The 22219-nt window shown below is 63.1% G+C and carries 17 protein-coding genes; 7 read left to right on the top strand and 10 right to left on the bottom strand.

All coding sequences use genetic code 11. The features are described from left to right. Positions 1-37: 37 nt before the first annotated feature. Genes GLS_RS09390 through GLS_RS09380 form a run of 3 tightly spaced genes read left to right on the top strand, consistent with a single transcriptional unit; the run spans position 38 to position 5001 of the window. Positions 38-916 carry a glycine--tRNA ligase subunit alpha gene (locus GLS_RS09390; RefSeq protein WP_041112029.1) on the top strand — a complete coding sequence of 293 codons (879 nt, stop codon included), beginning with the start codon at positions 38-40 and terminating at the stop codon, positions 914-916. Continuing rightward, a complete protein-coding gene (glyS, locus tag GLS_RS09385; protein ID WP_041112028.1) occupies positions 909-2963 on the top strand; it encodes a glycine--tRNA ligase subunit beta in 2055 nt (684 codons plus the stop codon). The genes GLS_RS09390 and glyS overlap by 8 nt, the downstream gene beginning before the upstream one ends. 4 nt (positions 2964-2967) lie before the next feature. Then, positions 2968-5001, top strand: a complete 2034-nt coding sequence (locus GLS_RS09380; protein WP_041112027.1) for a DUF2075 domain-containing protein — start codon at positions 2968-2970, stop codon at positions 4999-5001. On the opposite strand, the gene rodA is transcribed toward GLS_RS09380, so the two are convergent. The 5 genes from rodA to GLS_RS09355 all read right to left on the bottom strand — a co-directional run bounded on the left by rodA (position 4998) and on the right by GLS_RS09355 (position 10832). Next, positions 4998-6173: a rod shape-determining protein RodA gene (gene rodA / locus GLS_RS09375; RefSeq protein ID WP_041112026.1), complete on the bottom strand. Its 1176-nt coding sequence runs from the start codon at positions 6171-6173 to the stop codon at positions 4998-5000. The genes GLS_RS09380 and rodA overlap by 4 nt on opposite strands. An 11-nt stretch (positions 6174-6184) precedes the next feature. Then, positions 6185-8185, bottom strand: a complete 2001-nt coding sequence (mrdA, locus tag GLS_RS09370; protein ID WP_041112025.1) for a penicillin-binding protein 2 — start codon at positions 8183-8185, stop codon at positions 6185-6187. Between the two features lie 77 nt (positions 8186-8262). Continuing rightward, positions 8263-8829 carry a hypothetical protein gene (locus GLS_RS09365; protein ID WP_041112024.1) on the bottom strand — a complete coding sequence of 189 codons (567 nt, stop codon included), beginning with the start codon at positions 8827-8829 and terminating at the stop codon, positions 8263-8265. Between the two features lie 5 nt (positions 8830-8834). Beyond that, entirely contained in the window at positions 8835-9764 is a 930-nt protein-coding gene (gene mreC, locus GLS_RS09360; RefSeq protein ID WP_041112023.1) for a rod shape-determining protein MreC, read from the bottom strand. 18 nt (positions 9765-9782) lie between these two features. Then, positions 9783-10832 carry a rod shape-determining protein gene (locus GLS_RS09355; protein WP_011253257.1) on the bottom strand — a complete coding sequence of 350 codons (1050 nt, stop codon included), beginning with the start codon at positions 10830-10832 and terminating at the stop codon, positions 9783-9785. Between the two features lie 295 nt (positions 10833-11127). On the opposite strand from GLS_RS09355, the gene GLS_RS09350 reads away from it, so the two are divergent. Both GLS_RS09350 and GLS_RS09345 read left to right on the top strand, forming a co-directional pair. Beyond that, positions 11128-11382: a hypothetical protein gene (locus tag GLS_RS09350; RefSeq protein ID WP_041112022.1), complete on the top strand. Its 255-nt coding sequence runs from the start codon at positions 11128-11130 to the stop codon at positions 11380-11382. A gap of 48 nt (positions 11383-11430) precedes the next feature. Then, positions 11431-11937, top strand: coding sequence for a hypothetical protein (locus GLS_RS09345; protein ID WP_041112021.1), 507 nt, complete (start codon positions 11431-11433; stop codon positions 11935-11937). Positions 11938-11962: 25 nt separating this feature from the next. On the opposite strand, the gene GLS_RS09340 is transcribed toward GLS_RS09345, so the two are convergent. From GLS_RS09340 to GLS_RS09330, 3 genes are all read right to left on the bottom strand, one after another. Further along, positions 11963-12730 (bottom strand): sulfite exporter TauE/SafE family protein, encoded by a 768-nt coding sequence (locus GLS_RS09340; protein WP_080691945.1) that lies wholly within the window; start codon positions 12728-12730, stop codon positions 11963-11965. Positions 12731-12892: 162 nt separating this feature from the next. Further along, complete coding sequence (locus GLS_RS09335) at positions 12893-14464, bottom strand: 2-isopropylmalate synthase (RefSeq protein WP_041112020.1); 1572 nt, start codon at positions 14462-14464, stop codon at positions 12893-12895. Positions 14465-14673: 209 nt separating this feature from the next. Then, on the bottom strand, positions 14674-15498 hold the full coding sequence (locus GLS_RS09330; RefSeq protein WP_148295919.1) for an N-acetylmuramoyl-L-alanine amidase family protein: 825 nt from the start codon (positions 15496-15498) through the stop codon (positions 14674-14676). A gap of 556 nt (positions 15499-16054) precedes the next feature. Between GLS_RS09330 and GLS_RS09325 the strand changes: the two genes are divergently transcribed. Continuing rightward, complete coding sequence (locus GLS_RS09325) at positions 16055-18856, top strand: Rne/Rng family ribonuclease (RefSeq protein ID WP_052327650.1); 2802 nt, start codon at positions 16055-16057, stop codon at positions 18854-18856. A 94-nt stretch (positions 18857-18950) separates the two neighbouring features. Here the strand turns inward: GLS_RS09325 and GLS_RS09320 are convergent, their stop codons facing one another. After that, entirely contained in the window at positions 18951-19313 is a 363-nt protein-coding gene (locus GLS_RS09320; RefSeq protein ID WP_041112018.1) for a hypothetical protein, read from the bottom strand. A gap of 36 nt (positions 19314-19349) precedes the next feature. Continuing rightward, positions 19350-20903 carry an exodeoxyribonuclease VII large subunit gene (xseA, locus tag GLS_RS09315; RefSeq protein ID WP_041112017.1) on the bottom strand — a complete coding sequence of 518 codons (1554 nt, stop codon included), beginning with the start codon at positions 20901-20903 and terminating at the stop codon, positions 19350-19352. A 66-nt stretch (positions 20904-20969) separates the two neighbouring features. Between xseA and purD the strand changes: the two genes are divergently transcribed. Beyond that, positions 20970-22199 carry a phosphoribosylamine--glycine ligase gene (gene purD, locus GLS_RS09310; protein WP_041112016.1) on the top strand — a complete coding sequence of 410 codons (1230 nt, stop codon included), beginning with the start codon at positions 20970-20972 and terminating at the stop codon, positions 22197-22199. Positions 22200-22219: the final 20 nt, after the last annotated feature.

The raw sequence follows: 22219 nt of genomic DNA, 5'->3' as shown, positions 1-22219 counted from the left end.
GGTGGCGCCCGATTTCTGCCAACCGGAGCCTATCGAATTGTCTGCGACCCGGCCGCTCTGCTTTCAGGACCTGATCCTGCGCCTTCATCAATTCTGGTCCGAGAAGGGCTGCGCCATCCTGCAGCCTTACGATACCGAACTCGGAGCAGGCACGCTCTCCCCTCACACCACGCTCCGCGCGCTCGGCCCCAAGCCCTGGGCCGCCGCCTATGTGCAGCCCTGCCGCCGTCCGTCGGATGGCCGTTACGGCGAGAACCCGAACCGCCTGCAGCACTATTACCAGTATCAGGTGCTGCTCAAGCCGACGCCGGAAGACAGCCAGCAGTTGCTGCTCGACAGCTACCGCGCCATCGGGATCGATCCGGAACTGCACGATATCCGATTCGTCGAAGACGACTGGGAAAACCCGACCATCGGCGCCTGGGGACTGGGCTGGGAAGTCTGGTGTGATGGGATGGAAGTCTCGCAGTTCACCTATTTCCAGCAGGTTGGCGGCATTCCGACCGTCATGCCGTCTACGGAGCTGACCTACGGGCTCGAGCGTCTGGCGATGTATGTGCAGGGCGTCGAGAACGTTTACGACCTCGACTTCAACGGCAAGGGCCTGACCTATGGCGACGTGTTCCTGCGCGCCGAGCAGGACTACTCGCGCCATAATTTCGAGCTCGCCGACACGCAGATGCTGCTGACCCATTTCAACGATGCCGAGCGTGAGTCCATGCGTCTGGCCGAGGCCGGCGTGGCCCAGCCCGCCTATGATCAGTGCCTCAAGGCCTCGCATCTGTTCAATCTGCTGGATGCGCGGGGCGTGATCTCCGTGTCCGAGCGCGCATCCTATATCGGGCGCGTCCGAGCGCTTGCCAAAGCCGCCTGCGAAGCCTGGCTCGCCGGTGAGGAGGAGACGTCCCATGGCTGAACTCTTTATCGAACTGTTCAGCGAGGAAATCCCCTCCGGTATGCAGGCCCGCGCGGCCGATGATCTGGGTTCGCTGCTGACAAAGGCACTGGATGGCCTGAACCCGCGTGATCTGCGCACGTTCTTCGGTGCCCGTCGCATTGCGGCAATCCTGACCGTCGATGCCGAAATCCCGGCCCGCAGCGTGTGCGAGCGTGGCCCGCGTAAGGGTGCGCCGGAGAAAGCTCTGGCCGGTTTCACCCGCAAGCATGGCGTGACACCGGATGAGCTGACGCTGGAAAACGGCTTCTGGGTCCTGAACAAATCGCTTGATCCCGTGAGCGCGGAAAGCCGCGTGGCCGAAGCCGTGCCCGAGCTTCTGTGGAAGTTCCCCTGGCCGAAATCCATGCGCTGGGGTGCGGGCTCGAACTTCACCTGGGTCCGCCCACTGCGCCGGATCGCCTGTCTGTTGGACGGGCATGTCGTGCCGTTCGCCCTCGCCCGCGAAGGAGACGACGCGCATGGTCTGAAGTCATCCAACCTTTCCGAAGGCCATCGCTTCCTGGCGCCGGGTCCGTTCGAGATCCTCTCCGGCCAGCAGTGGCAGGAAGAGCTTGAGACGCGCTCGGTCATCGTGGACATGGACAGCCGCCGCGACATGGTGCGCACCGGCGTGACGCGTCTGGCGAACCAGCATGGCATCACGGTCGTGCAGGATGACGGGCTGGTCGATGAAGTCTGTGGACTGGTCGAATATCCGGTGCCGCTTCTGGGCAAAATCGATGCGGCGTTCATGGATCTGCCTGCCGAAGTGATGCAGGTCTCCATGCGGATCAACCAGCGCTATTTCGCGCTGCGCAATCCGGACGGCAAGGCTGCGCCGTACTTCGCATTCGTCGGCAATCTGCCGTTCAAGGATGGCGGCAAGCTGACCACGGCGGGCAATGAGCGCGTGCTCCGCGCCCGTTTTGCCGATGCGCGGCATTTCTGGGATCTGGACCGCAAGACCAAACTGGCCGACCGCGTTCCGGCGCTGGCGGCGGTAACGTTCCATGCCAAGCTAGGCACTCAGGCCGAACGCGCCGAGCGGATCTCGAAGCTGGCAGGCACCGTGGCGCAGGCCATGGGTCTTGATGGCGCACAGATCGCCCAGGCCGAGCGCGCAGGTCTGCTGGCCAAGGCGGATCTGACGACCGGGATGGTCGGCGAGTTCCCGGAACTTCAGGGCGTCATGGGCGGCTATTATGCGGCGCATGATGGCGAGGACGAAGCCGTCTCCCGCGCCGTGGCGGAGCATTATCTGCCGCGCGGTCAGTCAGACGACACCGCGAAGGCACCGGTTTCGGTCGCGGTTGCCCTTGCGGACCGTCTGGACCTGTTGGCCGGCTTCTTTGCCATTGGCGAGTTGCCGAGCGGTTCGGGCGATCCGTATGCGCTGCGCCGCGCGGCACTCGGCATCATCCGCACAATCCGTGACAACGGGCTGCGTCTGGACCTGAAGGCGCTGTTCGCACAGGCCGCCAATGGGCGGACGGGTGGCGAACTGGCCAAGCTGCCGGACTTCATTGCGGAACGTCTGCGCGTGCAGCTTCGCAGCGAAGGTGAGCGGCATGACGTGCTTGCCGCAACGCTGGCGGGTGGTCTTGATGGGGATCTGGTCCGGCTTCTGGCCCGGACTTCCGCTCTGTCGGAAATGATCCAGACGGAAGACGGGCGCAACCTGCTCGCCGCCGCCAAGCGTGCCGCCAACATCCTGCGCATCGAGGATAAGAAAGACGGCCCGCATACCGGCGCGCCCGATCCGGCTCTCTACACGCAGGACGAGGAACGCGCTCTGGCTGCCGGTCTGGATCAGGCGGTCCCCGCGATTGAGACAGCCCTGAAGGAAGAGCGCTTCACTGATGCGATGCAGGCCATTGCGGCCCTGCGTTCGACGCTGGACCGGTTCTTCGAGGCCGTGACGGTCAATGCACCGGAACCGGAAGTGCGGGCCAACCGCCTCAAACTGCTGTCCCGCTTCCGGGAGACAACGGCACTGATCGCCGATTTCGGCCAGATCGAGGGCTGAGGCCATGGGAGCGTGGTGGTCCGGATCCGTCACCACGTTCCTTCACACCCCACCGGACCAGCTCTGCGCCGCCCTGTCCCACAAGGTGGTGCAGAACCGCTTTCAGGGCGAGCCGCAGCAGGCTCGTGCCTGGCAAGCGCAGATCGATCTTCTGCGCGATATCCTTCCTACAATTCCCAACGCGCAGAACTGGCAGGTTCTGTTCGAGTTCCCGATCCCGCGGCTTGGCGGACGGATCGACACGGTTCTGGTGTCGCCCGGCGCGATTTACGTTCTGGAATTCAAAATCGGCTCATCCAGTTTCGATGCGTCAGCCCTCTCCCAGACGGAAGGGTATGCGCTCGACCTGCTGGATTTTCATGCCGCCAGCCGGTCTCATCCGCTTATTCCCGTTCTGGTCGCCACGGATGCGCCGCCCCGCGCTCAGACAACGCCGCTTCTGCTGCCTTTGGGCGTCACAGAAGTTCAGCGCGTCAATGCAACCGGGCTGAAAACGCTCCTGACCACACTGGCAGCGCAGACGTCTCATGCCGAAAATCCGCTGATCCCCGCGCAGTGGGAACACGCTCCTTACGACCCGGTCCCGAGCATCGTGGAAGCGGCACGGCAGATTTACGCCACACACAGCGTTGCCGATATCCATACCGCCCGTGCGGATGCGACAAATCTGACGCAGACTTCTGCCTGCATCGCCACCATTCTGGAAAAAGCCCGGATGGAAGGGCGCAAGGTCATCGTGTTCGTCTCGGGCATTCCGGGCGCGGGCAAGACGTTGTGTGGCCTGAAAGCGGCTTTTGCGGATGGGAGCGACGGGACGGGGGCGACTTTCCTGACCGGGAACCCGACCCTTGTTTCGGTTCTACGGGAAGCTCTGACGCGCGATACAGTCAGCCGTGGGCAGAAGCGTCCCCTCGTGGAGCAACGGATGGAGTCCACCATCCAGTCCCTGACGAAATTCCGCGATCACTATGTCGGGCGGCCGAGGGAATGTCCGCCTGAACAGGTCATGGTCATTGATGAAGCCCAGCGCTGCTGGACGCAGGCTCAGGCCGTACGCAAAAGCCAGCAGCGGCATGTGAAACTGACAGAGTCCGAGCCTGCGCATCTGCTGAACATCATGGGACGGCATGACGGGTTCGCAGCCATTTTGTGCCTGATCGGGCATGGGCAGGAAATCAATGACGGTGAAGGCGGTCTGGCCTGCTGGGGTGAGGCCCTTCTGAGCCGCCCGGCATGGCGCGTTGAGGCCGCTCCAGACGTGATCGGCACCGGGGATCTGACGCATCTGCCCGCAACGCTCGAAGCCGGGCGGCAGCGTTTTCTGCATCTCGATGTGGCCATCCGCTCTCTGCGCGAGGAAACCGCACCGCGCTGGGTCAACGCCGTTCTGAACGGAGACGTCGAGACGGCCCGGCATCTGGCTGCACAGACGGATCTGCCGTTCCGTCTCACACGCAGTCTGGACGATCTGCGGACGGGACTGCGACACCGTTCGCGCCTGACCTATCGGTGCGGGCTGGTAGCGAGTTCGAAGGCCAAGCGGCTGCGGGCCGAAGGGCTGGGCTGTGAAGTCCCGCATATGGACGACAAGGCCGTCTCTCAATGGTTCCTGAACCGCTGGGTTCCGGACCGGGATATCCGGGCCTCCGACGCGCTGGAAACCTGTGCGACGGAGTTTGCCATTCAGGGACTGGAGCTGGACTTTGTGGGGCTGTGCTGGGACGGCGATTTGATCCGTGCGCCTTCGGGCGATCGCTGGCAGCCACGCCGCTTTTCAGGCACGAAATGGGCCAATGTCAGCACAGCAGAAGCGACACTGTGGCGGCTGAACACCTATCGCGTTCTGCTGACGCGGGCGCGTTACGAGACGCTGATCTGGGTGCCGCAGGGCAGCGCGGATGACCCGACACGCGATCCGGAAACGCTGAACCGGATTGCAGATTTCCTGATGAGGTGCGGCGTGCCTCTTCTGGAGCCTGCGGCCCCTGCCCAGCCCTTCACTTTGCAGAACGACCTGGCAGACCTGCTTCAGGACTAGTCGTCGTCATCGTCTTCCGTGCCGGGATCACGCTCATTGCGATGCACCCAGGCGGACATGAGCAGGCCGAAGCCGAACATCATCGTCAGCATGGCCGAACCGCCATAGGAAATGAGCGGCAACGGCACGCCACCGACCGGGATGGCGCCCATGACCATCGACAGGTTCACGGCGCAGTACAGGAAGAAGTCCATCGCAATGCCCAGACCCAGCAGCCGCCCGAACTGGTTGCGGCTGCGGATGGCGATGAGCATTCCGCCCATGACGAGCGTTCCGAGCAGGGTGATGACAGCGACCCCACCAACGAAGCCCCACTCTTCACCGATCATGGTGAAGATGAAGTCCGTCTGTTTTTCCGGCAGGAAGTTCAGCTGCCCCTGACTGCCATGCAGGTATCCCTCGCCCCACATGCCGCCAGAGCCAAGTGCGATCTTCGACTGGATGATGTTATAGCCCGCACCCAGCGGATCATGTTCGGGGTGCAGGAACGTGTCGATCCGGGCCTTCTGGTAGTCGTGCAGATGGCTGTAGATCAGCTTGCCCATGAACGGCAGCGGCGCCACAAGCAGCAGGATCTGCCACAGCCGCATTCCAGCTGCGAAGAACATCGTCGCACCGATGACGCCGATGATGGTCGCGGTTCCGAGATTGGGTTCCTTGAGCACCAGCAGGACCGGCAGCAAGGTCAGCAGCGCAGGCGGGATCAGGCGTAGCGGATTGCCCATCCGCTCATTGCCGATGCGGTGAAACCAGGTCGCCAGCATCAGGACGAGGCCAATCTTGGCAAATTCGGAAGGCTGGAACTGCATACCCGCCAGATTGATCCAGCGCTCCGCCCCCTTCCCCACATGTCCCATCCGCAGCACGAGGGCGAGCAGCGTGACGGAAAGCAGGTAGATCGGCACGGACGCCATGCGCAGGATACGCGGACTGACGAGCGAGACGGCGATCATCATCACCAGCCCGAAGCCGAACCGCACCATTTGTGGTCCCGCAAACGGCTTGGCGGACCCGCCACCGGCCGAATACAGGGCAATGTAACCCACGCCCGCCAGCACACAGACCAGCAGCACATAAAGCCAGTTGACCTGAAGCAGGCGCGCCATCGGACGGAAATCGGGTTCGGCCCGCAGGAGCCGCCGGTCGGATTTGAGGAAGCCGAACGTGTTCATGCCGTTCCGTCTCATTGGGCCGCTCCCGGATCCGTCTGTTTCGGAGAGGCGGCGGGTGCAGGAGCTATCGGTGCAGGTGCACTTCCGTCTGCGACCGGTGACGGTGTTTGCGCAACGCTCGGCGCAGGCGGACGCACGTCACTGGCGGGATCGCGCAGCAGGGTGTCGGTCATGATGAGCTTCGCCAGTGGGGCGGCTTCATCCGCACCTGCGTTACCGTGCTCCACGACCACCGAGACCGCGTATTTCGGATTGTCGTAAGGCGCAAAGCAGATGAACAGCGCGTGGGGACGATACTCCCAGGGCAGGTTCATGGAATTGAAGTGTCCGGATTCACGCAGGGCCCGGGAGACGCGCCGCACCTGCGCGGAGCCGGTCTTACCCGCCATCTGGATGCCCGGCAGATCCAGCCGTGCCTTGGGTGCCGTACCATGCGGGTCATTGACGACCGCGAACATCCCCCCGCGCACCACGTCCAGATACTCGGGCGACAGATCGACCTTTGCCACATCGTCCACGGAAGCCATCGCGGACATCTGATCATTGGTCGCCCGCAACAGATGCGGCTGCACATCCCGGCCCGAGGCAATGCGCGAGACATACGTGGCAAGCGCCAGAGGCGTCACCTGCACGAAGCCCTGCCCGATGCCGGCATTGACCGTGTCACCACCGTTCCAGTGGAAGCCGTGCTTCTGCCGCCATTCCGGCGTAGGAATCACACCGGCGCGCACATGCGGGAGTTCGATCCCCAGCTTGACGCCCAGCCCCATCGCGTTGCCCACGGCCTGGATCGGGTCCATGCCGCAGCGACGCGCCACTTCATAGAAATAGACGTCGCAGGAATATTTCAGGCCTTCGCGCATGTTGATGAGGCCATGGCCCCAGCGGTTCCAGCAATGGAAACGCACCCCGCCGAGATCGTAATATCCCGGACAGTTGAAACGGTCCTGAGCCGTAACGGAACCGGATTTCAGAGCGGCAAGGGCCACCGCGGGCTTGAAGGTGGAGCCGGGCGGATAAAGGCCCGAAACCGCCTTGTCCACAAGCGGCGTGCGCGGGTCATTCGCCCATTCGTTCCACTGCGCATGGCTGACGCCGGAATCAAACAGCGACGGATCGAAGGATGGCGTGCTGACCATCGCCATCACCTCGCCATTGCGGCAGTCCATGACCACCGCACTGGCCACACGATCCTCAAGACGGTTTAGTACCTGCTGCTGGAGGACGGAATCCAGCGTGAGGCGGACATCCTCGCCCTGCTGGCCTTCTACTCGGTCGATCTCGCCAATGACACGCCCGACCGCGTTGACTTCCATCTCCACGGAGCCTGGCTCGCCGCGCAGCACGGCTTCCTGCGTCTGCTCGATCCCGGCGCGTCCGACACGCATGCCCGGGAGCGAAAGCGTCGTGTCCTTCGCCACGTCCTCTTCGTTAGGCGGCGCGACATAGCCCACGATATGGGCCGTCAGATCCTTGAACGGATAAAGTCGCGTCGATCCGACATCGACCAGTACACCTGGCAGGGAGGGCGCGTTGAGTTCGATCCGTGCCATGTCGTCCCAGGACAGGAATTCATGCAGCGTGACGGGAACATATTTATGAACATGCCGCAGGTCGCGCTCGATCCGGGCGCGGTCATGCTCGTCCAGCGGGACGATCTGGGAGAAACGTTCGATAACGGCCGGAATATCGGTCGTCTCTTCGGGCATCAGGAGCGCGCGCCAGCTCACCTTGTTGTCCGCCAGCGCCACGCCGAAACGGTCATGGATCGTGCCCCGCGCCGGAGCGAGCAGGCGTTTGCTGGTCCGGTTGCGCTCGGCAAGCTGGCGCAGATGACCGCCATCCACCACCTGCAAAGTGTAGAGCCGCCGCCCCAGCGCCCCCAGAACCCCGGCCTGCACGGCCATGACCAGCAGCGCACGGCGCGTGAAAACGCCACGCCCCGACCGCACAGGCTCAGCCTGGCGCTTCTGGCGTATCCGAGACCGGAAAGGGTTGTTTCGGGAAAACATCAGGGCAGGAATTCAGGATCCGGAAAAGAAAGCGGCTCTCCGCGCGCCACAGGGCGTGCGGAACACAAAAGACGCTGTCAGGCCTGATCGGGATTGGCAAATGTGCGGCGTCCCCAGACAAACAGCGCTGTCAGGCTGGGATAGATACCGATTGTCAGCGCTGCCTGAAAGAGGCCGGGTGCAGGAGAAAGAAGGGCCACGGCATGCAGGCACACGAGCGCCCACTGGAAAAAGGAAGCGAGAGCAGCAAAAACACTGAAGATCAGCCATCCCGCGATGAAGCCCAGACGCGACAGGCCATAGCGCCAGTGATGCGCCACACCGTAGATCACCAGCAGGGACAGCAGCACGGTTCCCGGCGGCCCGAAGCTGAAGATCTCCACCACCAGCCCACACAGGAAAACTGCCAGAGCCGGCATGGAGCGCGGACGGCTATAGGCCCAGAACCAGACCGTGCACATCGCAATCCCGAACTGAAGCTGTGCCTGTCCGGGAATGCCGAACGGCGCAGACAGCAGGATCGCGGAAAACATGATGAACAGGGACGGCATGGCCGCCCGCGCCGCCATATCGAGCGCACGGCGGAAGGTCTGTTTCGGCTCGACGGCGGAATGCAGATGCGGCGTGGAGTTCTCGGCAACCATGACGCTTACTGCCCTCCCCGCCCCGGCATGTCCGGCAGGTTGGGCAGCCATGAGAACGGCAGAGGACCGGTCAGAGGGTTCTGCGGCAGCTTCTTCACACGCACACGGCCGGGCGCATCCGGGGCCTGCGAGTCGTCATCGCCGTAATCGAACACGCGGACGATATCCAGCCGGTCCAGATCCGCATCCGGCACCACGACCGGACGGTTGGGCGCACTGTAATGGACCGTGCCCACCGGCAGCCCTGCCGGCATCGTGCTTTGGCCGCGGGTTTCCACGCGCTCGCCTTCAACGGGATGATGGTCCTGCGGATAGAAGATCAGGCGGGGCGAGGCCGTATCATCACCGGCCATGATGGCGTCGCCATGCGAACTTCCGAGGGTCACGGGAATGCGGCTCGCATCGTCATTGATCATCAGGACGCGGACCGTATGGGGACCGACCTCCGTGACACGTCCCAGCAGCCCGGCGGCATCCAGCGCGACATCCCCGATCCGCACGTCATGGCCGCTTCCGACATCCAGCAGGACCGCGCGTGAATACGGTCCGCCATCATCACGCGTTACCCGGCCGGTCACATACTGGGGCACCGTCTCGGGGATCCAGTGCAGGCTTTTCTTGAGGCGGCCATTTTCCGCCGCGAGCGCCACGGCAACATCATACCAGTGGCGCAGGGCGCGGTTTTCGTCCCGCAGACGGGCATTTTCCTTCGCCAGATCCGTCGCGCCGCGCAGATCCGTCAGCCAGACCTTTACCCGCTCCTGCGGCCAGACCAGTCCATGATAGGCCGGTGCCATGAAATCCGTCGCCATCAGACGCACCCCGTCAACGGCCGGACGACGAACCAGTCCGAGAAGGACGAGCCCGACCGCCAGCAGGATCAGGATAGGCAGGACGGCCTTTGCAAGCACCTGCCGGGCATGGATGGACAGCATCCGGCGTCAGCCAAGTCCTCAGTACATGCTGCTCAGAACACTGCGCAGACGACGCATTTCCTCAAGCGCCCGTCCCGTTCCGAGTGCCACACAGGACAGGGCGTTCTCTGCAACCGTCACGGGCAGACCCGTGTACAGACGCAGCACCTCGTCCAGACGGTACAGCAGCGCACCGCCACCGGACAGGACGATGCCCTTGTCCACGATGTCGGCAGCCAGTTCAGGCGGCGTGTTCTCAAGCGCGGTCGTCACGGCATCGACGATCTGCATAACGGGTTCGGCCAGGCTCTCGGCAATCTGGGCCTGGCTGACGATCACTTCGCGAGGCACGCCGTTGATGAGGTCGCGGCCTTTGATTTCCGTCAGCGGGCCGTCAGGGTTCGCGGGATCATCCGGCATCATGGCGGAGCCGAGTTCGATCTTGATGCGCTCTGCCGAGCTTTCGCCGACCAGAAGGTTATAGGTCTTGCGGATATAGGAAATGATGGCTTCGTCCATCTTGTCCCCGCCCACGCGCGCCGAGCGCGCATAGACGATACCACCAAGCGAAATCACGGCCACTTCCGTCGTGCCGCCGCCAATATCCACGATCATGCTGCCCGAAGGTTCCGTGACCGGAAGGCCCGCGCCGATGGCTGCCGCCATGGGCTCCTCGATCAGCATGACCTTACGCGCGCCCGCGCTTTCCGCACTTTCCTGAATCGCGCGCCGCTCCACGGCCGTGGCACCGGATGGTACGCAGATGATGATCTGCGGGCTAGCGAAGGCGCGGCGGTTGTGAACCTTGCGGATGAAATGCTTGATCATTTCTTCCGCGACTTCGAAGTCTGCGATCACACCGTCGCGCAGCGGACGGATAGCCGTGATGTTTCCCGGTGTGCGGCCGACCATCTGTTTGGCTTCGTTACCAACTGCAAGAACCTGTTTCTTGCCCCGCACCTCGGCGATCGCCACAACGGAGGGTTCGTCGAGAACAATACCGCGACCCTTGACATAAACGAGCGTGTTGGCAGTGCCGAGGTCGATGGCCATGTCGGCAGACATGAGACCCAGCAGACGAGAAAACATCCAAAACTCCTGGCGCGGCTCTGTGCGGGGGACAGATGGCGGATCGTGATTGCGGGGCGGTTCCCCGCGGGTGGACTTAACCAGACGACGCAGGTTCAGCAAGGCCCGAGGACGCAATATAATGCGCCCGATCTTAACGGATCGTACAGATCCCATCAGGGGACATCGAAAAAAATAATCGTGCGCCCCGATCCTGCCACCCTTCTGTCACGTTCTGTGTGTCTAGATCCGCGAAACCGTTCCGCCGCGCCGGTCATCGGGCTGCGGACCGGAACGCCAAACAGGATGTTTTGCCATGAAGACCTTCACAACACCCCGCTTTCTTGCAGCCCTGGCTCTTTGCGGTGTCGCCCTCACGGGTTGCGGCAGCCCGTATGACAGTGGCGCACGCGCCGGATCTGGCGCCCTGATCGGCGGCGGCGGCGGCGCGGCCATCGGCGCACTGGCCGGCGGCGGCACGGGTGCGGCCATCGGGGCCCTTGCCGGAGCAGGCACAGGTGCGGCAGTTGGTGCAGCGACAACGCCCAACCGCCCACGCAACGGATATTGAGCTATAAGCAGCGCTCTCTTCCGTTAAAGACGATCAAGGATTCGGACTATGAGGACCGCTTTTTCCCACTCTGCCCTGCGCGGTACAGCGCTGGTCGGAGCATTCGCCACAGTCATGGCTCTGGGTGGATGTCAGGGAAACTATGATCCTGGCTCGCGCGCACTGGGAGGCGGCCTTCTGGGCGGCGGAACGGGCGCTGCGATCGGCGCTCTCGCAGGCGGTGGCCGTGGTGCGGCGATCGGCGCACTGGCTGGCGGCGTTCTGGGTGCCGGCGCAGGTGCGATCACCACGCCCAACCGCCCTGGCTATCAGAGCGGCTATGCCAATGGCCAGCAGCAGGGTTATTACAACGGCCAGCAGGGTGCGTATCCGCAGCAGCAGGGCCAGTACATGCAGCCGCAGTACCAGTGCCCTCCGGGCACCACCTGCCAGCAGCCCCAGTATCAGTGCCCGCCCAACACAAACTGCCAGTATCCGGCCAACAGCGGATACTCACAGCAGGGTGGCTATCAGCAGCAGCCGGCCCAGAACTATCAGGGCGGCTATGGTTACTGAGACCTGACGTCTGAAACCATCGGTCTCAGATCATTCTCAGACCGATGATCGCCAGGAGGATGCCCAGAAACCATCTCTGCGCATCCTCTGGCAGGCGTCCAGCCAGCAGCGTCCCAAGCAGGATGCCTGGAATGGACCCCATGAGCAGTTCCACCAGCACAACGGTATCAACCGCGCCCTGAAGCCAGTGGCCGCCACCGGCCAGAAGCGCCAGCGGAACAGCATGGGCGATATCCGTCGCCACGAGTTCCCGCGTGCTGACCCGTGGATAAAGCACCGTCAGCGCCGCCATTCCGATGGCCCCCGCCCCCACCGACGACAGCGTCACCAGCGTGCCCAGCACAACACCCAGCACAACCGTCAGCACATCGACGGTCTGCGGACGCAGCGTTCCCGCACCGATGGACCATTTCTGGAGCCATGGCTTGAACAGGATGGCAGGAACCGTCAGCAGGAGCGCCACGCCCAGCACTTCGGTAATCAGCTTCGAGACAAACGGACTCGGGCCGAAGTGGCGCAGGAAAATCAGGCACAGGAGGCCTGCGGGAAGGCTGCCGGCCATCTGAAGAAGAACGATTCTCCAACGTACAACACCATGATGGCGATTAAGGGCCGTACCGAAGATCTTGGTGATGGCGGCATAGAGAAGATCCGTCCCCACGGCCGACTGCGGCTTGACGCCAAAAAGCAGGATTAGCAGCGGTGTCATCAGGGAACCGCCACCCACACCGGTCATTCCTACCAGAAAACCAACCAGCAGTCCTGAAAGCGTATAAAGCCATGAATGCGGCATGACGGTCCCTTATTCCACAGATAAGGGAACCATACCGATCGTGTTATGTTTGTCTACTTCTTATATAAACTATTATATTTAGTTGTTTGTATTCGTGTCCAAAAAACGGGCATGCAGGTCTCCCCGCATGCCCGTTTCGTGAAAGCGTCCTGTTCCTGAGGATCAGGACAGCGCTTCCGGCTCCGTCCGCTCACGCTTGGTCAGCAGCTTGTTCAGCGCATGGATATAAGCGCGGACGGCGGACACCACCGTGTCGGCATCGGCGCCCTGCCCGTCCACGAGCTTGCCGTTTTCCTGCAGGCGCACTGTAGTGCGGGCCTGCGCATCGGTTCCTTCAGTAACGTTGGCGACAGAAAACAGTGCGAGTTCGGCCGTATGCGGGAATGCTTCACCAATGGCGCGGAAGGCCGCATCGACCGGTCCGTTGCCGCTGACAGCCGCATACTGGATGGCGCCATCGACGCTGATTTCCAGCTTGGCGTGGGACTTCTGCTTCGTGCCGGACGCCAGTTCCAGCGAAATCAGGTGGACCCGCTCGTGATCGCGGCTCTCGTCATCGACGAGCGCACGGATATCGTCATCGAATACGACCTTCTTGCTGTCGGCCAGATCCTTGAAACGCGCGAAGGCGGCGTTCAGGGCTTCGTCTTCCAGCGGCGGGTAACCGAGCTGCGCCAGCTTGTCGCGGAACGCCGCGCGGCCGGAATGCTTGCCCATAACCAGCGACGTCTTGTTCCAGCCCACGCTTTCCGGCGTCATGATCTCGTAGGTCGCGGCGTTCTTCAGGATACCGTCCTGATGGATGCCGCTTTCATGCGCGAACGCATTGCGGCCGACGATCGCCTTGTTCGGCTGGACATCAAAGCCCGTAATCGTGGCCAGCATGCGGGACATGCCCAGCAGCTTCGTCGTCTCGATGCCGGTCGTCTTGCCGTACTGGTCGTGACGCGTGCGCAGCGCCATGACGATTTCTTCAAGCGCCGCATTGCCTGCGCGCTCGCCGATGCCGTTGATGGTGCATTCGATCTGGCGTGCGCCACCTTCGACGGACGCCAGCGTGTTCGCAACGCCGAGGCCCAGATCGTTATGGTTATGTGCGGAGAAAATGACCTGATCCGCGCCCGGCACGCGCTCGCGCAGCATGGTGAAAATGGCGCGCATTTCTTCCGGCGTGGCAAAGCCGACCGTATCGGGGATGTTGATCGTGTTGGCGCCATTGCGGATCGCCATTTCCACGCAGCGGCACAGGAAGTCCGGATCGGTGCGGGAGCCGTCTTCGGCCGACCATTCCACGTCATCCGTAAACTGACGTGCCTTCTGGTTGCCCGACGCGATAATTTCCAGAACCGTCTCCGGCTCCATCCGCAGCTTGTACTTCATGTGCAGCGGAGAGGTGGAGATGAAGTTGTGGATACGCGGCCGCTCGGCCTTCTTCAGCGCTTCGCCGCAGGATTCGATGTCACGCTTGCCACCACTGCGGGCCAGACCGCAGATCACCGATCCGCGGACTTCCTCAGCGATGCGACGCACGCTCTCGAAATCGCCTTCGGACGCCACGGGGAAGCCGGCCTCGATCACGTCCACGCCCAGGTTGCTCAACGCATGGGCCATGCGGAGCTTTTCTTCGAGGTTCATCGAAAAGCCGGGGGACTGTTCGCCGTCGCGCAGCGTGGTGTCGAAGATGATGACGCGGTCGTCGGCGATCGTGCCGAAAGACGGATGGTGGAAGCTCATGATTGTGATCGTCTCGTCTGGTTCAGGAAGGTTTTTGATCTGTCATCCCCTGAACGCAACGGAGCGCTGTCCGCCTTGGATAAGGCGTTCAGGGGCCGATAAGTCGAAGCGAGAGGATCGAAAGAAACGTCATGGCTGCGTTAAATGACCGATTCTTTCGTCATGCGCAACCCGCATGACCATGAAGTCTCTATTGCAATGTGAGCAGATCAGCCCGTCATGACGCCTGCATGAGTAGCAAAATAGCGGTCTATGGCGGTTTTCATCGCACTGGCGACCTGGGTGCGATGCACAGCCTGGCGCAGTGCCGCTTCATCGAGGCGGTTGGACATGAATCCCATCTCTACCAGAACAGACGGAATTTCAGACGATTTCAGGACCACGAAGGCCGCATGACGTGACGGATGGGTCAGGAGTCCGATCCTGTTGCGGAACGAATTGACGACACTTGCCGCCATGTGCGCCGAACCTCGCCGCGTTTCTTCCGAAACCAGACTGGCCAGGATCTGCTGCACGTCGGGCGACATGCCGTGAAAGGCCGGTCCGGCAAAGCGGTCCGCACTGTTTTCCGTCCGGGCCAGAGACGCGGTCTGCGCATCCGATGCCCCGCTTGAAAGCGTATAGACGCTCGCACCGCGCACATCCCTGTCATGCAGGGCGTCTGCGTGCATGGAAATGAAGAGATGCGCCTGATGCCGCTGGGCCAGTTCGACGCGTCCTTCCAGCGGGATGAAGCGGTCTTCGGAGCGCGTCATGGCAACACGGTACTGACCTGAAGCAAGAAGCTGACGGCTCAGTTCGGACGCAGCAGCTTCCGCGATATGCTTTTCATAGGTACCGGAAATCCCGATCGCACCCGGATCCTTTCCGCCATGTCCCGGGTCCAGCATGACGAGCGGCTTCGGAGGTGCGGCACCGCGATGCACGGCGGGTGCAGACAGTTTCCTATGCAGCGGATGGCGCCCGAATGCCGCAACAGGAGTGAGCAACGGCAGCCCCGAGAGACCACTTACCAGTGTGCGTCGCGTCAGCATCCCTTGTTCCCAGCGTCCGGCGGTGAATGACGGGACAATCATACAGCACAAAACCCTGTCAGGAACATGGCAGAAAGCGCACCAGAAACAGCGCACGGACAAATGAAAAACGCCGCGCTTGCCACGGAAGGCTGTTTCGGTCATCCTGCGTGACAGGGACCTGTAAAGCGCGGTCCGACCGGACACGGGCTCACGCCTTTCCCGTACCGCTCCCGCCTTTTCCTGTCCCCGCCACGACGTCCCGTCGTTTGACAGATGCGCGACTAGCCCTCCGCATCCTGTCCTGACCGGATCGAACTGGCGATCTTATGGATTCCGGTACAGGCCAGCCGCCCGTCCGGATCAGGTTTTTCATCCGGCTCCAGACTCTGGACCGGCCGTCTGTTCAGGGGACGAATGTCACTCAACGTGCTTGCAGCGAACGACCTCACCGGAACGGGACCCAACGTGTCCCGCCGCTGTGCGTTCGGACTGCGCCGTTCCCTCCACCCCACACAATCTGACGTTCCGCCCGGCCAAGGCAGCCATTGCGGAGCGTCGTGGAGTTCAGTTTTCCATGACCAAGCGTATGCTCATCGACACCACACACGCGGAAGAAACGCGTGTTGTGGTCATGGATGGTGACCGCGTCGAAGATTACGACGTCGAGACATCGACCAAGAAGCAGCTCAAGGGCAATATCTATCTTGCCAAGGTCATTCGCGTAGAGCCGAGCCTTCAGGCCGCTTTCGTCGAATATGGCGGCAATCGCCACGGCTTCCTCGCCTTCAGCGAAATCCACCCCGACTATTTCCAGATCCCTGTCGCAGACCGCGAGAAGCTCATCGCGCTCCAGGAAGAGGAAATTGCCGAGCGCGGTGAGTCTTCCGATGATGCCGAGACCGAAACGGTTGCCGAAGACGCCACGGACAGCGAAGACGGCGACAACCAGGACCGTCGCGCGCCCGAAACCGTCGGTGGCGAGCACGATACGGGTGAGGAAAGCGCATCGTCGCGCCGCACGGCCCGTTTCCTGCGCAACTACAAGATCCAGGAAGTCATCCGCCGCCGTCAGGTGCTGCTGGTGCAGGTCGTCAAGGAAGAACGTGGCAACAAGGGCGCGGCCCTGACCACCTATATCTCCCTCGCCGGTCGCTACTGTGTCCTGATGCCCAACGCCCTGCGTGGCGGTGGCGTCTCGCGCAAGATCACGTCCGATTCCGATCGCCGCCGCCTGCGCGACGTCATCGCGGAGCTGGATCTGCCGAAATCCATGGCGATGATCGTCCGCACAGCCGGTGCCGGCCGTCCGGCCGCGGAAGTGACGCGCGACTGCGAATATCTGCTCCAGCTCTGGGACGACATCCGTTCCCACGCCCTGTCCTCGGTCGCGCCGACGCTGGTCTATGAGGAAGCAAGCCTCATCAAGCGCGTCATCCGTGACCTGTATTCCAAGGACATCGAAGACATCCTCGTGGATGGCGAAGCGGCCTGGAAGAGCGCGCGCGAGTTCATGCGCCTGCTGATGCCGAGCAACGCCAACAAGGTGAAGCTCTGGCAGAACCGTGGCCAGAGCCTGTTCGCACGCTACAATGTCGAAGGCCATCTGGACGCCATGTTCTCACCGACGGCCCGTCTGCCGTCCGGTGGTTATCTGGTCATCAACCAGACCGAAGCTCTCGTCGCCATCGACGTGAACTCCGGCAAGTCCACCTCCCAGCGCAACATCGAGGAAACGGCCCTGCGCACGAACCTCGAAGCCGCCGAGGAAGTCGCCCGCCAGCTGCGTCTGCGCGATCTGGCCGGTCTGGTCGTGATCGATTTCATCGACATGGAAAGCCGCCGTCACAACGCACAGGTGGAGAAGCGCCTCAAGGAAGCCCTGCGCTCCGACCGCGCCCGCATCCAGGTCGGACACATCTCCCATTTCGGTCTGCTGGAAATGTCCCGCCAGCGCCTGCGTCCGTCCATTGCGGAATCCGTCCTGACGCCCTGTCCGCACTGCCAGGGTACCGGCTTCATCCGTGGAACGGAAAGCTCGGCCCTGCACGTCCTGCGCGCCATTGACGAGGAAGGCGCCCGCCAGCGTTCGTCCGAAATCGAGGTGCATGTGGGCTCGGACATCGCGCTTTACATCCTCAATCACAAGCGCTCCTGGCTGGCGGATATCGAACGCCATCACCGCATGCAGGTGATTTTCCGCACGGAAGAGAACCTGGCTGCGGCTGACATGCGCATCGAGCGCCTTCAGGCCCAGACCCCGGCTCCCGCCCAGGTCCGTGCGCCGGAACGCGCACCGGAGCATATCCGTACGATCGAGATCATCGAGGAAGAAGCGCCTGTCGTCGTGCGGACGGAAACGCCGGTTGTCGACGCCGAGATCATCGAGGACGTGGCCACATCCGAGAGCGAAGAGGAAAGCAACGGCGGCCGCCGTCGCCGTCGTCGCCGTCGTCGTGGTGGCCGTCGCGAGCAGAACGGAGGCGTTCCGGCAGCGGAAAACAGCCAGGAGCAGGATGCCCCGAAGGCCGAAACCCGCGAGATCGCCGCTCCCGAAGCCGCTGACGAAAACGGCATCATCCCGGGCCGTCGCCGCACCCGCTTCAAGCGCGTCGTCAAGGACACCGAAGGGTCTGAAGATACGGCTGCACAGCCCGTATCCGAGGGTCGTGACGTCGCCCCGGCGCGCGCGGCTGCGACCACCCGTTCGAACGCGCCTGCCCCGGCCCGCACCCCGCGTCGTCGTGAAGAGCGCGAGGAGCGTCCGGCACCGCGTCGCTATAGGGGTCCGACGCCTGCCGATCCGTTCGGTGGCAGCTTCGACATCTTCGATGTGATCGAGCAGGCCGAATTTGAAGGGACGACCGAAGCCCTTCAGACCGGGATCAGCACGCCCACGGAAATCGTGATCGAGCATGTTCCGGCTGCTGAAACGACCATCGTCGTGGAAGAACCGGTGGCCGAGGAGGCCCCCAAGCCCCGTCGTGGTCGCGGACGTCGTCCGGCCCGCGCCAAGGCTGTGGAAACCGCTCCGGCCGAGACGGTTGCGGAAGAAGCCCCGGCAGCAGAAGCCACTCCGGCTCCGGAAGAGCCCGTGGCCGAAGAGGCGCCCAAGCCGCGTCGGACCCGGACGCGCCGGACGCCGAAGGCTCAGCCCGTCGAGGCTGAAGCTCCGGCTGAGCCCACCGCCGAAGTCGCTGCGGCTCCCGCGGAGACTGTTTCCGAAGAAGCCGTCAAGCCGAAGCGCACCCGCGCCCGTCGCACAGCGAAGGCCAAGCCTGTCGAGGCTCCGACCACGGAGGAAGGAAATATCCTTCAGCCGGTGAACATCGATGAAGTCGCGCCGACGAAGCGTCGTGCCGGCTGGTGGAAGCGCTGATCCGTCAGCGCGTTCCGCGAACCAAGAAAAAGGCCGGTGGGGATATCCCCACCGGCCTTTTTTCTTTTGTCCCGGATAAACCCTGAAGTCTGCTTTAGCGGCAGACGCTCTGTGCGCCGGTTGCTGCGATATAGGTCCCGGTCAGCGGCTGGAAACAGGCATTGCGCGGGCAGGAACTCGTGCTCGCCACGCTCTGCGGATAGATCGCCGCCCCCGCCTGCGCCTGTTCCTGAAGCGCCGTTCCACAGAGCGGCGTATTCAGCGGGGCCGAAGGATCGTTGAACAGCTTCTTCTTGCCGTCTTCAGACGTCTCCTCGGCCAGGCCCGGCGCAAAATCCTGCGGCGGGATCCTGGCCTGCGTCGGAGGCGAGCCCGCAGGACGCGCTGGCGCCGTCGGCTGCTTGGCACAGGCTGCAAGCAGCGGCAGGGCAACGAGACTCAACCAGAACGAACGCATGCAGACTCCGGATCACAGATCGGGTGGATGAAAGATTTACAGTCCAAGATCGCCCTGCGGCGACAGGCTGTCCAGTCTTGCCCCACGATCACCGTCGGCGAAAGACAGAACGACGCGATCCGCAACAGGACGGGCCTCCGCACTCGTGACAGGCTGCCCGTTCACATCCTGCACCAGGACATAGCCGCGACTGAGGATAGCCCGGGGAGAGACGGCCTCAAGATGGCTGCCCAGTCCCTGAAGCCGGGCCTGCTGGAGACGGATGGCGCTTCTGAGGATATCGGGCGACAGGCGCTGGCGCTCTGTCCGGAGTTGGAAGGTCTGGAGCGCGCGCTGCCAGGCCGTCTCAAGTTCACCAGAGACCAGACGCAGGGCGGCCCGGCGACGCTCGATCAGCAGTTCCGGGCTGGGAAGATGAGTCGTAGGTGCCGTCAGGCGGGCACGGGCGCGGCTGACGAGAAGCTCTGGCGCCGGCAGACGCAGGGCCTGCAACCGCGCGCGACTGCGCCCGATCAGAAGCTCCGGCGATGGCAGGTGCATCCCCGGCGCATCGAGCCGGTTGCGGATGCGCATGACAAAGGAGGGGAGTGCCAGATCGAGACGCTGGCCGCGATCGTCCAGACGCATCCGGGCGGAATCCAGCAGGCCAGGCAGATCGGGCAGACGGGCGGCGGCCTGATCCAGTCGCGCGCGCGCCGTCTGGATGATGCGGGTCAGTGCCCCGGTCAGACGCGCATTGCGATGCGCCATGTCCGCGACCATTTCCGAGCGTAGGGGCACGGCCATTTCGGCGGCGGCGGTCGGTGTAGGGGCGCGGCGGTCCGAAACAAGGTCGATCAACGTCGTGTCGGTTTCATGGCCAACAGCGGAAATGATCGGCACCGGGCAGTTCGCCACAGCACGCAGAACGCGCTCGTCATTGAACGCCATCAGGTCTTCGAGCGAGCCACCACCACGCGCGACGATCAGCACATCCGGCGTGCGCGGGCGACGGACAGACATGCCTTCAATGGCCGCTGCGATCTGGGCTGCTGCGCCTTCGCCCTGAACTGGAACCGGCCAGAGCAGCACATCCCTCGGGAAGCGACGACTGATCGTCGTAATGATGTCGTGCAGCACCGCGCCGGAGCGCGATGTGATGACGCCCACCAGGGACGGCAGGAACGGAATGGCCTTTTTGCGCTCGGGGTCGAACAGGCCCTCTTCAAGCAGCTTGCGGCGCAGGCGCTCGATATTGGCAAGAAGCGCCCCCTCGCCCGCGAACTCCATGCGGTCAATGATGAGCTGGTAGCTGGAACGCTCGCCGTAAGCCGAGACGCGGCCAGTCGCGATGACCTCGTTGCCGTTTTCAGGTGCCATGCCGAGGCGTGAGACGCTTCCGCGCCAGATCACACCGGCGATCTTGCCGCCCTCATCCTTGAGCGACAGATAAACATGCCCGGAGGGATAGCGCTTGAGTTCCGTGACTTCGCCACGGACGCGCACGCGGCCGAATCCACTCTCCAGCGTACGTTTGATCGCCCCGGAAATCTCGGAAACCGAATATTGCGGAACATTCCCGCGGATCGATGCGCCATCACTCTCCATCATGCCGCCAGTCTATGCTACGCACGCCGTCAAACGAAGCCCACGAATGCATAATAAAGGATAAGCGGAATGCGCGTTTTGCTGGTCGGGTCCGGAGGGCGTGAACATGCCCTGGCTACATGTCTTGCGCGCTCACCGGGTCTGACCGCCCTTTATGCGGCACCGGGCAATCCCGGCATGGCGTCTGTCGCAACGCTCGTTCCGCTCAAGGCCGATGATGTCGCGGGGCTGGTGCATTTTGCGCAGGAGCAGAAGATCGACCTGATCGTGCCCGGCCCGGAAGCGCCGCTGGTGGCCGGTCTGGCGGATGCCTGCGCCGAAGCGGGCATTCCGTGCGCAGGTCCGACGAAGGCGGCGGCCCTGCTGGAAGGCAGCAAGGCGTTCACGAAGGATGTGGCGGACGCGGCTGGCATTCCGACAGCACGCTGGGAGCGCTTTGAAGAGGAAGCCCCGGCCATCGAATTCGTGCGCCGTCGTGGTGCACCGATCGTCATCAAGGCGGACGGTCTGGCTGGCGGCAAGGGCGTCGTCGTGGCCCAGAGCGTAGAAGAAGCCGAAGACGCCATCCGCAGGCTCGGCATGCCGCTCGTGATCGAGGAATGTCTCGTGGGCGAGGAAGTCTCGCTCTTCGCGTTCTGCTCGGATGACAAGGCCGTGCTCATCGGTGCCGCACGCGATCACAAGCGCCTCGGCGACGGTGATACCGGCCCGAACACGGGCGGCATGGGTGCAATTTCCCCGCCCCCCGCTTTCGGACGCGAGATGCAGGAAAAGGCCCTCGACATCATGGTGCGCCCGATGCTGGCCGAGATGGTCCGTCGTGGCACGCCATTCCGCGGCGTGATCTTCGCCGGGCTGATGCTGACGACCGAAGGGCCGAAGCTGATCGAATACAATGTCCGCTTTGGTGATCCAGAAGCACAGGCCCTGCTGATCCGTCTGAAATCGGACCTGCTGCCGATCCTCGCCGCTCTGGCGCAGGGAAGTCTCGAACACGCGGCCGCAGAATTTTCCGACGAGCATTCGATCTCGCTGGTACTGGCAGCGAACGGTTATCCAGACGCTCCGAAAAAGGGCGGCCGGATCAGCGGAATCGAACGTGCCGAGGCCGTTCCAGGCGTTTCGGTCTTCCATGCAGGCACGAAGCTGGTCGACGGCGTTCTGGTCGCGGATGGCGGGCGTGTGCTGACGGTCTGTGCAAAAGCTGCGACGCCGGAAGAGGCCCGGAAGCTGGCCTATGAAGGGGCATCCGCAATCCAGTGGGAGGACAAGATCTTCCGCAACGATATCGGCCTGTAAGATCGGACAGGGGCAAGCTG

The sequence above is a fragment of the Gluconobacter oxydans DSM 3504 genome, assembly GCF_000583855.1.
GTDB lineage: Bacteria > Pseudomonadota > Alphaproteobacteria > Acetobacterales > Acetobacteraceae > Gluconobacter > Gluconobacter oxydans.
Note: the sequence above shows the minus strand (reverse complement) of the source record. Positions and strands in the feature narration are given on the sequence as shown.

Coding starts and splice junctions, on each gene's coding strand:
- glyS (WP_041112028.1), top strand. CDS start 909: ATGGCTGAACTCTTTATCGAACTGTTCAGCGAGGAAATCCCCTCCGGT.
- GLS_RS09380 (WP_041112027.1), top strand. CDS start 2,968: ATGGGAGCGTGGTGGTCCGGATCCGTCACCACGTTCCTTCACACCCCA.
- rodA (WP_041112026.1), bottom strand. CDS start 6,173: ATGAACACGTTCGGCTTCCTCAAATCCGACCGGCGGCTCCTGCGGGCC.
- mrdA (WP_041112025.1), bottom strand. CDS start 8,185: ATGTTTTCCCGAAACAACCCTTTCCGGTCTCGGATACGCCAGAAGCGC.
- GLS_RS09365 (WP_041112024.1), bottom strand. CDS start 8,829: ATGGTTGCCGAGAACTCCACGCCGCATCTGCATTCCGCCGTCGAGCCG.
- mreC (WP_041112023.1), bottom strand. CDS start 9,764: ATGCTGTCCATCCATGCCCGGCAGGTGCTTGCAAAGGCCGTCCTGCCT.
- GLS_RS09355 (WP_011253257.1), bottom strand. CDS start 10,832: ATGTTTTCTCGTCTGCTGGGTCTCATGTCTGCCGACATGGCCATCGAC.
- GLS_RS09350 (WP_041112022.1), top strand. CDS start 11,128: ATGAAGACCTTCACAACACCCCGCTTTCTTGCAGCCCTGGCTCTTTGC.
- GLS_RS09345 (WP_041112021.1), top strand. CDS start 11,431: ATGAGGACCGCTTTTTCCCACTCTGCCCTGCGCGGTACAGCGCTGGTC.
- GLS_RS09340 (WP_080691945.1), bottom strand. CDS start 12,730: ATGCCGCATTCATGGCTTTATACGCTTTCAGGACTGCTGGTTGGTTTT.
- GLS_RS09335 (WP_041112020.1), bottom strand. CDS start 14,464: ATGAGCTTCCACCATCCGTCTTTCGGCACGATCGCCGACGACCGCGTC.
- GLS_RS09330 (WP_148295919.1), bottom strand. CDS start 15,498: ATGCTGACGCGACGCACACTGGTAAGTGGTCTCTCGGGGCTGCCGTTG.
- GLS_RS09325 (WP_052327650.1), top strand. CDS start 16,055: ATGACCAAGCGTATGCTCATCGACACCACACACGCGGAAGAAACGCGT.
- GLS_RS09320 (WP_041112018.1), bottom strand. CDS start 19,313: ATGCGTTCGTTCTGGTTGAGTCTCGTTGCCCTGCCGCTGCTTGCAGCC.
- xseA (WP_041112017.1), bottom strand. CDS start 20,903: ATGATGGAGAGTGATGGCGCATCGATCCGCGGGAATGTTCCGCAATAT.
- purD (WP_041112016.1), top strand. CDS start 20,970: ATGCGCGTTTTGCTGGTCGGGTCCGGAGGGCGTGAACATGCCCTGGCT.